We start from the raw sequence: 12,766 nt of genomic DNA on the forward strand, positions 1-12,766 counted from the left end.
CAAGGACAAGGAGAACGCCATGCCAGCCCACCTGATCATCGAAGACGGCCAACCCTGGTGGTGGGACAGCGCCGATATCTGGGTCGTGCCGGGCAATGATCCGAATGGTCCGCCCGGCGCGCCCATCGCCGGCACCGCCAACTACCTGTGGGGCCGCGTGTACAACACGGGCAACAGCGCCTCGAACGGCGTGCGCGTGGACTTTTACTGGGCTGACCCTTCCGGCCAGATCGCCGTCGGCGCCGCCACGCAGATCGGCTCCGCGTTTGCCGACTTGCCGCCGGGCGCCACGCAGGAAGTGCTGTGCCTAGTGCCCTGGGTGCCCGTCATCGTCAACGGCGGCCACGAATGCCTGCTGGCCGTGGCCCACGGCGCGGGCGACATCAACCCGCTGCCCGATCCCCTGCCCAACGGTTTTCCTTTCCAGCCCACCCTGCACGAACAGATCGCCCAGCGCAATGTCACCGTGGTGCTGGCGGCAAGGCGCGCGCAATCGCTGTCCATCGCGGTGGCGGCCCTGCCCCGCGCAACGAAAAAAGTGGAATTGCAGATTGAGCAGGGCGGCGAGCTGCCGGAACACCTGCTGGCCACCCTGGGCCTCGAGCGCTGGCAGCCGGCCAGGGACGCCCGCCTGATAGCGGGCCTGGCGCGCACGCCCCACTGCAATGGCGATGCGCCCGGCGAGCAAAAGCTGGCGCTGGAAGTGCCGCGCGGCCAGGCGCAGGCCGCGTACCTGAGCGTGCGCGCCGAAGCCTTGCCGCCCCGCCAGTATGCGCTGCTGCGCGTGCTGGAGAGCCAGGAAGGCAAGGTCGTGGGCGGCATCACGTATATCGTCACCGACCTGGAGAAAGAGCAAGCGCAAGACCAGCAAAGCCCCGAGGAGCAAGCATCATGAGCGATACCCCCCTGCAGGTGCTGACGCGGCCGTTCGCAATCGAGCCCGTCACCAACATCATGCTGCCCGATGGCATCTTCGACAATGCCATCTATGGCTTGCGCATCGCCGCCCACGTCACCAATATGTCCAGCAGCGCCCTGAACAATGTCACCGTGTACCTGGAAAGCGTGGGCGACCCCGGCATCGTGCCCGTGGCGCGCACCTTCTTCTTTGCCAGCATTCCCGCCGGCGCGGCCATGCTGGTGATGTGGGATGCCGACTTCCAGCATGCCGCGCCCGGCAAGAGACTCGTCAGCTTCGTCGCCAAGGCGGACGGCTACACGCCGCACCGCTCGATCCAGCAAATCTTCGTCTCGCAGACGCGCTTCGACAGCGCCACCAACACGTACACGTGCACGGTCGAGGAAGGCACACTGGAACTGTCCAAGCCGCAAGGCCATTTGCCCGGCAAGCGCTGGGGCAGCACGGGCGGCGACGGGAAAGACTGCCGCTGCCCGCCCGGCCTGGGGCCCATCGTGCCGACCGGCATGACCCTCGTCTGGACGCCGAACCCCGCCTACGCGGGCACGCATGGCGAGCTGCCGTTTGCCGACCCGTGGTGGAAGATACTCGCCATTATCATCGCCATCATTGCTGCGCTGGTAGCCATCATTTCGGCCGCGCTCGGTTCCGGCAAGGCCAGCTTCAGCGTGGGCGGCACCTTCGAGGAAACCGATCCCAGCGTCGACTGCTGCTCGCTGGAAGGGGCCGGCTCGGGCCAGCCCGAATTCACGGTGGCGGGCGTGGCCTCGGCCATCGCCTCGGGCGCCATCGCCGTCGCCTGCTCCGATATCGCGGACCCGTTCTGGCGTGGCCAGGAAGCAACACCACCGGCCGCCGGCGAACTGACCCTGGCCGAGCGCGTGGTGGCGAAATGGGTGCTGCCGGAAGCGCCAAACGCGGGCCTGCCCTACACGGCCGACATCAGCTGGCAGTACGAGCGCTTCACCACGGGCGCCACCTACCAGCATGCCGTGAACGAAACGCAGGTCAACATCCACCTGGCGGGGCCCGTGGAAACAGATACGCCCGCCGTCGTGCAAGCCTACGAACCGCTGTGGCTGCGTGCCAGCTTCAAGCGCGACAATGGCAATGTGTTCCGCGGCACGGAGCTGTATGCCTTCGTGCTGTTCCAGGCGCCGCAGGGCCTGTATTTCGTCGAATCGCTGACCGATGACGGTCTGGGCTTCGATCCGGGCGCCAACGATGGCGTCTACGCAGGCAGCCTGGACCTGAAGCGGGCTTACCGCACCTTGCTGCAATATGATCAAAAGGTCTACGGCACCTGGCGCGTCTTCGTTTTCGCCCAGGACGTCAACCTGACCAAGCCCGGCACGCCGCCCGAAATCGCCGCCCAGCACATCGGCGGCATGTTCGTCGCCAGCGCCATCGAAATCACCTTCGACGACACCCTGCCCTGCCCGCTCAAGGCGCAGGCGAATATCGTGGTGGTGTAGTGATAAGCGAGGTCAGGCGTAGGTCGCGCAGGTCGGATTAGCGCCAGCGGCGCCATTGGATACTCATGCGCGCAGACCAGGAGCCGCTGAGAAAATGCCCAGGGCCAGGTGCCGCCCCGAAGACAGTACTTCAGTACAGCGAGGTAAATGCAGGGCAGGCAACAACGCCCAGGGCGTTGTATCCGCCGCTCTTAAACTTTAACGCTTTCAGGTTTCGCTATCACCGTGCGCGGAATGATATCCGTTGCCGGGCAAGTCTCCATCGCATCCGAATACGCGAGCCAGCGCTGCAGGCTTTCCATGCGGCGGATGGTGATGCCCTTGCCATTGATATAACCGATCTGCTCGAAATTGGCAGGGCTGGTGGTCAGTTTCGACACGGTGGGCGCATTATCGACCAGCCGGTCGTAGGCCTTGCGCGCCTTGTGTTCCCACTTGGCCAGCACGGGATCGTCAAAGCGGTTGCTTTCAAAATACACGGTGATGGTACGGTCGTGGTTGGCAAAGCCGACGATGGCCGCACCCTTACGTATGGTCAACAGGACATCTTCCTTGACGCCCGTGACGGGAACGAAGACGGCGGCGCGCCCATCCGTATCCGGCCGCTCCATGGGAATATCTTGTCCGATTATGCTCATCACTTCACACTCTTCATCATCGCCTGTTGGCTTGTTGTCCCTGCATCACTGGAAGCGAGCCGCCGTGCGCATGCGTTTGCCGCTGCGCCGGGCCACTCCCAGGCTCGCTGCCATGCCCTGCAATACCATTTATCAAATAATACATTGCTGGAAAGCACTACACAAGTAATCAGGGGCGCGGCAGCCGCCTGCCCTCCGCCGGATGGGGAATGGTGTGGCCAGTGGCAATCACCTTATAATGCTGCGATTACTTCACGTCCCCCACCTCCGCACCATGACGCTTCCCGAGAATGACACCAGCCGGCTCGACGCCATCAGCGCCGCCGCCACCGAAGTGGCCGCGCAAAACGTGGCCGACCTGCTGGCCATGGCCATCTGCCACCGCCCCGACGAACCGGCCCTGATCGTCTGCGACAAGCGCAGCTGGCTCAATGTCGTGCTGACGGAAGCGTATCGCCAGGCCTTGCCGGACGCCGCCTTCATCGATTTCGACGACGTCACGCCCGACGCCGTGCTGGCCGCGTTTGCCGAACTGCCGGCGGGCAGCCTCGTCGTGCTGATCCAGTCGACCAGCTTCCGCCTGGAAGCGTTCCGCATCCGCATCGAGCTGTTCAAGCGGGGCCTGAAAGTGATCGAACACGTGCACTTGTCGCGCATGCCCGGCGTGCAGGGCTTGCACTACATCGCCTCGCTGGCCTACGACCCCGCCTATTACCGCGGCGTGGGCCATGCGCTCAAGGCGCGCATCGACGGCGCCCGCCACGGCATAGTCGAGAGCGGCGGCGAGCAGCTGGTCTTCGCGTCCCCGTTCGAATCGGCCAAGCTCAATATCGGCGACTACAGCGGCATGAACAATATCGGCGGCCAGTTCCCCCTGGGCGAAGTGTTTACGGAAGCGCAGGACCTGGAAGCGGTCAATGGCCGCGTGCGCATCTTTGTTTTCGGCGACACGCACTTTATGGTCAACCGCCCCGACACGCCGATCACCCTGATCATCGAAAAGGGGCGCGTGACGGGCACGGAACACGCCACGCCGGAATTTACCGCCATGCTGGAGATCATCCGCGCGCACGAAGGCGAAGTATGGGTGCGCGAACTGGGCTTCGGCATGAACCGCGCCTTTTCGCGCGAGCAGCTGGTCAACGACATCGGCACGTATGAACGCATGTGCGGCATCCACCTGTCGCTGGGCGCCAAGCATGGCGTGTATACGAAACCGCAGTTCAAGCGCAAGGATGCGCGCTACCACGTCGATATCTTCGCCGTCACGCAAGCCGTTTATCTGGACGACGAGCGCGTGTACGCGGATGGCGCGTGGACGGTGGAACCGGTCGCATTCAGCTAAAAAATCCTGCCGCCGCCAGTTCGCGGTCCCACGGCGGCACCGGCTGGTATTCGGCCACCAGGAAATCGATCAGCGCGCGCACCTTGGGCGACGGCTGGCGGCTGGCCGGATACAGGGCGCTCAAGTGATTCAGGGGCAGCTCCCAGCCGGACAGCACGGGCAGCAGGCTGCCATCGAGCAGGTTGCGCCAGGCGAGGAACGTGGTGCTGTAAACGATGCCGAGTCCCCGCTGCGCCGCCTGGTGCAGCACCAGGCCATTGTTCGCCGTAAAACCCGCCTGCACGCGCACGCTCACCGCCTCTTGCCGGTCTCCCTCCCCGCGCTGGAAATGCCAGTTCGTGCCATCCGTCAGGTGGCTGAAATGCAGGCACTGGTGCTGCAATAGGTCTTGCGGCGTCTGCGGCACGTCCCATTGCGCCAGGTAGGCGGGACTGGCGCACAGCACGGCGCGGCACGGCGCCAGCGGACGCATGGCCAGCGCGCTGCTGTCCGGGATGCCGCCCACGCGGATGGTCAAATCGAAGCCGTGGCGTATCGGGTCGAGCAGCGCATCGTCGACAAACAATTCGGCCTGCACCTGCGGGTGCAGCAAACTGAAACGGGCGACGGCGTCGGCCAGCCACGCGCTGCCGAAACTCGATGGCGCCTGGATGCGCAGCGGCCCGGCCAGCTCCGCCCCGGCTCCCGCCTGCGCCACATGCGCCACCATGCGCGCCGCTTCCTGCGCCTGGCTGACGGTGGCCATGCACGGCGCCAGGTAAGCGCGGCCCGCGTCCGTCAGGCTCACTTCGCGCGTGGAGCGGTGCAGCAGGCGCGCATGCAGGCGCTCTTCCAGCTGCATGATGGTCTTGCTGACCATGGCGCGCGTCAGTCCCAGGCGCTGCCCGGCCACCGTAAAGCTGCGCTGGCGCGCCACTTCGACAAAGATTTCCATCGCTTTTAGTTGATCCATGTCAAAGATTGTCTTCGCTTTGGCAACAATCTGTCAACCGCAGGGCGATTGTTTGCCGCCCTCGCCCATCCTACAATGGCGCTTTCCATTGACCTCCGGAGCCGCCGCCATGCTAACGATCGAACAACAAGAACAATACCAACGCGACGGCTACATTATCCTGCCCGGCTTCAAGGGGGCGGACGAAATCGCCACCCTGCGCGCGCGCGCCGAACAGATTGTCAACGAATTCGATCCCAGCGTCAGCCAGTCGATCTTCACCACGCGCGACCAGGCGAAGAACACCAACGATTATTTTCTCGCTTCCGACAATACCATCCGCTGCTTCTTCGAGGAAGAAGCGTTCGGCGCGGACGGCCAGCTGAAGCAGGCCAAATCGCTGTCGATCAACAAGATCGGCCACGCCATGCATGACCTGGACCCCGTCTTCCGCAGCTTTTCGGCCGACCCGAAACTGGCCGCAGTGGCGCGCGACCTGGGCCTGGCAGATGCGCAGGTGTGGCAATCGATGTACATCTTCAAACAGCCCGGCATCGGCGGCGAAGTGCGCTGGCACCAGGACGCCACGTATTTCGAGACCACGCCGATCAGCGTGACCACGTTCTGGTTTGCGCTGGAAGACGCCACCCTGGAAAACGGCTGCCTGTGGGCGGAACCGGGCGGCCACCGCGGCCCGCTGCGCGAACGCTTCATCCGTAACGGCGACGCCGTGCGCGTGGAAAAACTCGACGCCACGCCATGGCCCGACGACAGCACGGCCGTCCCGCTCGAAGTCAAGGCCGGCGCCCTCGTCTGCTTCCATGGCTTGCTGCCCCATTACAGCGCGCCGAACCGCTCGCCCGTCTCGCGCCACGCCTACACCCTGCACGCCACCGACGGCCAGACGGAATACGCGGCCCACAATTGGATCCAGCGCGACGACTCCTTCCCCGTGCGGGGCTTCGTCTGATGCGCATCGACGTCTTTGCCGCCCACTGGGGCAATAATGACCTGCCGCCCGACGTCTTCATCGACAAAGTGCTGGCGGCCGGCTTCGACGGCATCGAAATGTCGCTGCCGCTGGACGCCGCCCTGCGCGAGGAATGGACGGACCGCATCGCCAAGGCGGGACTGCAGCTGATCGCCGCGCAGTGGGAAACCGTGTTCCACAGCGATTTCGAGCTGCACCGCGCCGCCCTGGCCGAACTGCTGGAAAACGCCTGTTTGGCGCGCCCCGTGCTGGTCAACACGCACACGGGCAAGGATTTCTATACGCCGGCGCAGAATGCGCAGCTGCTCGACCTGGCCGCCGCCATCTCGGAAAAGCACGGCGTGCCCATCGTGCACGAAATCCACCGCAGCCGCTTTTCCGGCCATCCGATGCTGCTGCTGCCCTACCTGGCGCAGTATCCCGAGCTGCCATTGACGGCCGACCTGTCGCACTGGTGCTGCGCCTGCGAATCGCTGCTGGAAGACCAGCCGCAGACCCTGGCGCAGGTGCTGCCGCTGGTGCGCCACGTGCATGCGCGCGTCGGCCACGCGCAAGGGCCGCAGGTCGCCGACTTCCGCGCACCGGAAGCGAAACCAGCACTCGACGCCCACCTGGCCTGGTGGGATGCCATCGTCGCCCTGCGCCGCGCGGCCGGCGCCGAGCGCATGACGTTCACGCCGGAATTCGGCCCCGCGCCGTACACGCAAACGCTGCCCTGGACGCAGCAGCCCGTGAGCGACGCGTGGGAACAGAACGTCGCCATGCTCGATCTGCTGCGCACGCGCTACGCCGGCTAAGCGTCCGCGTCCCGGCGCCGGATCGCCAGGTCCGGCGCCGCGCATTGCAATTAGGTAGTGCGCTATATATACTGTGCCCATGGATACCACCACCGCCCCCAATCCCTTGCACCAGGTGCCGCGCCTGGACAGCCAGCTGTGCTTTGCGCTGTACTCGACTTCGCTTGCCATGAACAAGCTGTACCGCAAGCTCCTGCGCAAGCTCGGTCTCACCTATTCGCAATACCTGGTGATGATGGTGTTGTGGGAACGCGACGGCCTGACGGTGTCGGAAGTAGGCGAGCGCCTATTCCTCGACTCGGCCACCCTGACGCCCCTGCTCAAGCGCATGGAGCAATCGGGCCTGTTGACGCGCACGCGCGCCGCCAGTGACGAGCGGCAAGTCATCATTTCCCTCACGGAACAGGGTGACCAGCTGCGCCACGAGGCGGCCCTGCTGCCCGAAGCCATCCTGACGGCCAGCCACTGCAGTGTGGAACAGGTTGTGGACATGAAACAACAGCTGAACCAGTTACGCGACAGCCTGATGAAAAGTGAGTAAAAGCGCCGCTTTTCCAAGCAAAATCAGGCAAAGTTCTCCCCTGACGGCGCCAGGCAAAAGCTGGCGTGAAATCCGCCTTTCTTTATTACAAATCGATACATGGATGGCCCCGCCCTGCGTATAGAATAGTTGCCACTATTTCCTTACAACAACATCAGGGTGAATATGCGCATACCTTTCGGCTCCGTAGCCTCGTTGGCTCTGTGTTTTACCGTGTCGGCCTTCGCGGCCGAACCATTCGACGACAAGTTCCGCCAGCTCGAAGAGGTGCTGCCCACCCCGAATACCTACCGCACCGCCTCCGGCGCGCCGGGCCACGCCTACTGGCAGCAACGCGCCGACTACACGATCCGCGCGACGCTGGACGAAGCCAAACGCGAGATCGCCGGCAGTGGCACCATCACCTATCATAACCAGTCGCCCGACACCCTCGGTTACCTGTGGGTGCAGCTGGACCAGAATATCTACAAGCCCGATTCCGACGCGCGCCGCATGACCACGGCGCCCTCGCGCCAGGCGTGGGCCAAGACGACGGGCGAAGAGACCATGAAGTTCGAAGGCTTGCGCGGCATCCTCGCGCGCGGCGACTTCCAGGGCGGCTTCAATATCCGCCGCTTGACAGGCGCGGATGGCCAGCCCCTGAAGTACGTTATCAACCGCACCATGATGCGCATCGACTTGCCGCAGCCCTTGAAGCCAGGCCAGGATTTCGTCTTCCAGATCGACTGGGATTACCGCATCAACGAACAGAAGGTTCTGGGCGGGCGCGCCGGCTATGAAGTCTTCGACGACAAGAACGCCCTGTTCGAAGTGGCGCAGTGGTTCCCCCGCATGGCGGCCTATTACGATGCGGCCGGCTGGCAGCACAAGCAGTTCCTCGGCTCCGGCGAATTCACGCTGGAATTCGGCGACTACGACGTGCAGCTGACCGTTCCTGCCGACCATATCGTCGCCTCCACGGGGGAGCTGCAAAACCCGCAGGAGGTGCTGTCTTCCGCGCAGCGCGAGCGCCTGGAAAAGGCCCGCGGCAGCGACAAGCCCGTCGTCATCGTCACGCAGAAGGAAGCCGAGGCGGCCGAAAAAACAGTGAGCCGCGCGCAAAAGACGTGGCACTTCAAGGCGGCCAACGTGCGCGACTTCGCCTGGGCCTCGAGCCGCAAGTTCATCTGGGACGCGCAGGGCTACAAGAAGGGCAGCAGCGATGTGATGGCCATGTCCTACTATCCGAAAGAGGGCAATCCCCTGTGGGAAAAGTACAGTACGCAAGCCATCGTGCACACGATTGAACAGTACAACAAGTACAGCATCGACTATCCGTATCCGACGGCCATCTCCGTCAACGGCCCCGTGGGCGGCATGGAGTATCCGATGATCTCGTTTAACGGCCCCCGTCCGGTGAAAGACAAGAAGACGGGCGAGCTGACCTACTCCAAGCGCACCAAATATGGCCTGATCGGCGTGATCATCCACGAAGTGGGCCACAACTACTACCCGATGATCATCAACTCGGACGAACGCCAGTGGACGTGGATGGACGAAGGCCTCAACACCTTCGTGCAATACCTGGCGCAGCAGGCGTGGGAAGAAAACTACCCGGCCTCGCGCGGCGAACCGCGCGAGATCGTCGACTACATGCGTAGCCGCGACCAGGTGCCCATCATGACCAATTCCGAGTCCCTGCTGCAGTTCGGTAACAACGCCTACGCCAAGCCGGCGGCAGGCCTGAACATCCTGCGCGAAACCATCCTCGGGCGCGAACTGTTCGACTACGCCTTCAAGGAATATGCGCAGCGCTGGAAGTTCAAGCGCCCCACGCCCGCCGACTTTTTCCGCACCATGGAAGACGCCTCCGGCACGGACCTGGACTGGTTCTGGCGCGGCTGGTTCTATACGACCGACCCGGTCGACATCAGCATCGACGGCATCAGCGAATATGGCGTGAGTTCAAAGGATCCGGCAACGGAAAAAGCCTGGAAGAAGGCGCAGAAGGACGCCCAGCCGGAATCCGTCACGAGCCGCGCCAACAAGGGCATGCCGCGCCGGGTCGACGCGCATCCGGAGCTGAAGGATTTCTACAACCAGCACGACGATTTCACGGTGACCAACAAGGACCGCAACGCCTACGCCGAAGCGCTGGCCGCCCTGGAACCGTGGGAAAAGGACTTGCTAAAACAGGGCAAGCACCTGTACCTGGTCGACCTGTCGAACGTGGGCGGCATGGTCATGCCGCTGATCCTCGAAATCGAACTGAAAAGCGGCAAGAAGTACGTCGAGCGCGTGCCGGCCGAAGTGTGGCGCTACTCGCCGAAGAAAATCACCAAGGTCGTCATCACGGATGAACCGATGGTGGGCCTGGTGCAGGACCCGTACTGGGAAACGGCCGATATCGACACGAGCAACAACGCTTGGCCGCGGAAAATCACACCGTCGCGCCTGGAACTGTTCAAGAGCGAGAAATCGCCCAAGGATAACCTGATGCGCGATTTTCATACGCCGCTGAAAGGCAAGAACGGCGGCTCGGCCAAGGGCGACGAGGCGTGAAGCGCTGGCGCCTGCTCGCTTGCGCCACGCTGGCCTGCGCCAGCATGGCGGTGGGTGCCCATAATTTTCATATGGGCATCGCCGATATCAGCTATAACGCGGCCAGCGGCAGCACCGAAGTGGTGCATACCTACACAGGCCACGACGTCGAGGCGCTGCTGACCAACCTGTACCAGCGCCAGTTCGACCTGGGCCAGGAAGACAGCGAAGCGGCGCTGCGCCGCTATGTCGAAAAACAGTTTTACCTCGTGGCGCCGGACGGCAAACGCCTGCGCCTGAACTGGGTCGGCATGAAGGTCAATGCCGACAACGTGGTGATCTTCCAGGAGCTCGAACGCACGCGCCTGGCCCCCGCCACGCGCATCCACAACCAGTTGCTGATCGATTTCCTGCCCAGCCAGCGCAACACCCTCAACGTGCAGGACAGCGGCGCCATCCAGACGCTGATTTTCGACCGCCAGAACACGGAACGGCCGATCCGCTAAACACCGGCAAACTGCCGCCACACCCATACACCCATGACGCCACGCTCTCTGCCCCTCCTCCTCGCCGCCCTGTTTTTACCTGCCGCCGTCCACGCCGACGACATCTTCCAGCGCGTGCTGGTCGACGGTTCGCGCCTGAACCAGCTGGGCGTGGCCGATTCGGCCAACGCGGGCAGCGTCACGCAAAAGCAGCTCGATGCGCGCACCAGCTACCGGCCCGGCGAACTGCTCGAAGCCGTGCCGGGGCTGATCGTCAGCCAGCATAGCGGCGAGGGCAAGGCCAACCAGTTCTACCTGCGCGGCTTCAATCTCGACCACGGCACGGACTTGCGCACCACCGTCGACGAGATGCCCGTCAACCAGCGCAGCCATGGCCATGGACAGGGCTGGACGGACCTGAACTTCCTGATACCCGAACTGGCCATGCGCCTCGATTACAAGAAGGGGCCGTATTCGGCGGCGCAAGGCGACTTTTCCTCGGCGGGGGCGGCGTCCGTCGTGTATGCGAACCGCCTGACGCAGGGCGTCGCCAGCGTGGGACTCGGACAAAACGGCTTTCGCCGCGCCCTGCTGGCCGATTCGCCCGATGCGGGCGACGGCAGCCTGCTGTACGCGCTCGAAGCACAGCATAACGATGGCCCGTTCACGCAACCGGACCGCTACCGCAAGCTCAATGGCGTGCTGCGCTACAGCGAAGGCTATGCCAACAACGGCTTCAACGTCACGGCCATGGCGTATGACGCCAGCTGGAACGCCACCGACCAGATTCCGCTGCGCGCCGTGCAGGACGGCACGTTGGGCCGCTTCGACGCCATCGATGCCAGCGACGGCGGCAAGGCGCAGCGCTACAGCCTGTCGGGCGCCTGGCGCCAGACGACGGACGACGTGTCATCCAGGGTCAGCGCGTATGTGATCGCCAACCGCCTGGCCCTGTTCTCGAATTTTACGTATGCGATGGACGATCCCGACAACGGCGACCAGTTCGCCCAGCCCGACCGGCGCGTGACGGCCGGCCTGGATGCCAGCCACACCTGGCACCGCCACACGGACAGGGGCAGCAGCGACACCACCATCGGCCTGCAGCTCCAGAACGACAATATCCACAACGGCTTGTACAACACGCGGCAGCGGCAGATCCTGTCGACCACGCGGCAAGACCACATCGTCGAGTCGAGCATCGGCGTGTATGGCGAAAACAGCACGCGCTGGTCGCGCTGGCTGCGCACCGTGGCCGGCCTGCGCGCGGACGCCTACCGCTTCGACGTGCGCAGCGACCGCGCCGCCAATTCGGGCACGGCCAGCGACCATTTGTTCAGTCCCAGCCTGAGCGTGATCGCGGGACCGTGGCGCGATACGGAAGCGTATCTCAACATCGGCAATGGCTTTCACAGCAACGACGCGCGCGGCACGACGATCACGGTCGACCCGAAGACGGGCGAGGCGGCCGACAAGGTCACGCCTTTGGTGCGCTCGCGCGGGCTGGAACTGGGCTTGCGCAGCGCCGCCATCGCCGGCCTGCAAACCTCGCTGTCGCTGTACCGCCTGGACTTCGATTCCGAGCTGCTGTTCATCGGCGACGCGGGCGCCACCGAGGCGGGCCGCCCCAGCCGCCGCTACGGCGTGGAGTTTTCCAGCTACTACAAGGCGGCCAGCTGGCTGTCGCTAGACCTGGACCTGGCGTATGCGCGGGCGCGCTCGCGCGGCAGCGACCCGGTGGGCGACTTCATCCCCGGCGCCATCGAAGGCGTGGCCCAGCTGGCCATGACGGTGACGCCGCCGGGGCCGTGGTCGGGTTCCTTGCGCCTGCGCTACTTCGGCCCGCGCCCGCTGATTGAAGACAACAGCGTGCGCTCCGCGGCCAGCGTGGGCTTGAACGGGCGTATCGCCTACCAAATCGACAAGACCTTGCGCGTGGAAGTCGAAGGCTACAACCTGGCCAACCGGCGCGACTCGGCCATCGACTATTACTATGCCTCGCGCCTGCCCGGCGAAGCACAACCCGTCGACGATATCCACTTCCATCCGGTGGAATCGCGCTCGCTGCGCCTGACCCTGGTAAAGAATTTTTAACTCAACAAGAATAATTCCTGTCTCACTGCACAG

At 64.1% G+C, this 12,766-nt stretch carries 11 protein-coding genes; 9 read left to right on the forward strand and 2 right to left on the reverse strand.

The features are described 5' to 3' along the window. Window positions 1-19: 19 nt before the first annotated feature. Together O0879_RS14205 and O0879_RS14210 are read left to right on the forward strand one after the other, a co-directional pair. Window positions 20-895 carry a hypothetical protein gene (locus tag O0879_RS14205; RefSeq protein WP_289916960.1) on the forward strand — a complete coding sequence of 292 codons (876 nt, stop codon included), beginning with the start codon at window positions 20-22 and terminating at the stop codon, window positions 893-895. After that, the gene (locus O0879_RS14210) at window positions 892-2,394 is read left to right on the forward strand and encodes a hypothetical protein (RefSeq protein ID WP_289916962.1); all 1,503 of its coding nucleotides are present in this window, start codon (window positions 892-894) and stop codon (window positions 2,392-2,394) included. Before O0879_RS14205 ends, O0879_RS14210 begins: the two co-directional genes overlap by 4 nt. Window positions 2,395-2,585: 191 nt before the next feature. Here the strand turns inward: O0879_RS14210 and O0879_RS14215 are convergent, their stop codons facing one another. Then, on the reverse strand, window positions 2,586-3,032 hold the full coding sequence (locus O0879_RS14215) for a hypothetical protein (RefSeq protein ID WP_251350602.1): 447 nt from the start codon (window positions 3,030-3,032) through the stop codon (window positions 2,586-2,588). 274 nt (window positions 3,033-3,306) lie between these two features. Between O0879_RS14215 and O0879_RS14220 the strand changes: the two genes are divergently transcribed. Further along, window positions 3,307-4,377 carry a hypothetical protein gene (locus O0879_RS14220; protein WP_289916963.1) on the forward strand — a complete coding sequence of 357 codons (1,071 nt, stop codon included), beginning with the start codon at window positions 3,307-3,309 and terminating at the stop codon, window positions 4,375-4,377. On the opposite strand, the gene O0879_RS14225 is transcribed toward O0879_RS14220, so the two are convergent. Further along, complete coding sequence (locus O0879_RS14225) at window positions 4,370-5,329, reverse strand: LysR family transcriptional regulator (RefSeq protein ID WP_289916964.1); 960 nt, start codon at window positions 5,327-5,329, stop codon at window positions 4,370-4,372. The two genes, O0879_RS14220 and O0879_RS14225, sit on opposite strands and share 8 nt — an antisense overlap. A gap of 109 nt (window positions 5,330-5,438) precedes the next feature. Here O0879_RS14225 and O0879_RS14230 point away from each other — a divergent pair, with 109 nt between their 5' ends. The 6 genes from O0879_RS14230 to O0879_RS14255 all read left to right on the forward strand — a co-directional run bounded on the left by O0879_RS14230 (window position 5,439) and on the right by O0879_RS14255 (window position 12,733). Further along, window positions 5,439-6,278 carry a phytanoyl-CoA dioxygenase family protein gene (locus tag O0879_RS14230; RefSeq protein WP_289916965.1) on the forward strand — a complete coding sequence of 280 codons (840 nt, stop codon included), beginning with the start codon at window positions 5,439-5,441 and terminating at the stop codon, window positions 6,276-6,278. After that, the gene (locus O0879_RS14235; RefSeq protein ID WP_289916966.1) at window positions 6,278-7,096 is read left to right on the forward strand and encodes a sugar phosphate isomerase/epimerase; all 819 of its coding nucleotides are present in this window, start codon (window positions 6,278-6,280) and stop codon (window positions 7,094-7,096) included. Before O0879_RS14230 ends, O0879_RS14235 begins: the two co-directional genes overlap by 1 nt. 79 nt (window positions 7,097-7,175) lie before the next feature. Beyond that, window positions 7,176-7,637 carry a MarR family transcriptional regulator gene (locus O0879_RS14240; RefSeq protein ID WP_289903768.1) on the forward strand — a complete coding sequence of 154 codons (462 nt, stop codon included), beginning with the start codon at window positions 7,176-7,178 and terminating at the stop codon, window positions 7,635-7,637. A 165-nt stretch (window positions 7,638-7,802) separates the two neighbouring features. After that, entirely contained in the window at window positions 7,803-10,178 is a 2,376-nt protein-coding gene (locus tag O0879_RS14245) for a M1 family metallopeptidase (RefSeq protein ID WP_289916967.1), read from the forward strand. Next, the gene (locus tag O0879_RS14250; protein ID WP_289916968.1) at window positions 10,175-10,663 is read left to right on the forward strand and encodes a DUF6702 family protein; all 489 of its coding nucleotides are present in this window, start codon (window positions 10,175-10,177) and stop codon (window positions 10,661-10,663) included. Before O0879_RS14245 ends, O0879_RS14250 begins: the two co-directional genes overlap by 4 nt. Window positions 10,664-10,696: 33 nt before the next feature. Continuing rightward, window positions 10,697-12,733, forward strand: a complete 2,037-nt coding sequence (locus O0879_RS14255; RefSeq protein WP_289916969.1) for a TonB-dependent receptor — start codon at window positions 10,697-10,699, stop codon at window positions 12,731-12,733. Window positions 12,734-12,766: the final 33 nt, after the last annotated feature.

The organism is Janthinobacterium sp. SUN120 (assembly GCF_030397735.1).
Classification (GTDB): domain Bacteria; phylum Pseudomonadota; class Gammaproteobacteria; order Burkholderiales; family Burkholderiaceae_D; genus Janthinobacterium; species Janthinobacterium kumbetense.

What these genes read in the sequence shown, in the direction of transcription:
- O0879_RS14205 (WP_289916960.1), top strand. Translation starts at nt 20, where the DNA reads ATGCCAGCCCACCTGATCATCGAAGACGGCCAACCCTGGTGGTGGGAC.
- O0879_RS14210 (WP_289916962.1), top strand. Translation starts at nt 892, where the DNA reads ATGAGCGATACCCCCCTGCAGGTGCTGACGCGGCCGTTCGCAATCGAG.
- O0879_RS14215 (WP_251350602.1), bottom strand. Translation starts at nt 3,032, where the DNA reads ATGAGCATAATCGGACAAGATATTCCCATGGAGCGGCCGGATACGGAT.
- O0879_RS14220 (WP_289916963.1), top strand. Translation starts at nt 3,307, where the DNA reads ATGACGCTTCCCGAGAATGACACCAGCCGGCTCGACGCCATCAGCGCC.
- O0879_RS14225 (WP_289916964.1), bottom strand. Translation starts at nt 5,329, where the DNA reads ATGGATCAACTAAAAGCGATGGAAATCTTTGTCGAAGTGGCGCGCCAG.
- O0879_RS14230 (WP_289916965.1), top strand. Translation starts at nt 5,439, where the DNA reads ATGCTAACGATCGAACAACAAGAACAATACCAACGCGACGGCTACATT.
- O0879_RS14235 (WP_289916966.1), top strand. Translation starts at nt 6,278, where the DNA reads ATGCGCATCGACGTCTTTGCCGCCCACTGGGGCAATAATGACCTGCCG.
- O0879_RS14240 (WP_289903768.1), top strand. Translation starts at nt 7,176, where the DNA reads ATGGATACCACCACCGCCCCCAATCCCTTGCACCAGGTGCCGCGCCTG.
- O0879_RS14245 (WP_289916967.1), top strand. Translation starts at nt 7,803, where the DNA reads ATGCGCATACCTTTCGGCTCCGTAGCCTCGTTGGCTCTGTGTTTTACC.
- O0879_RS14255 (WP_289916969.1), top strand. Translation starts at nt 10,697, where the DNA reads ATGACGCCACGCTCTCTGCCCCTCCTCCTCGCCGCCCTGTTTTTACCT.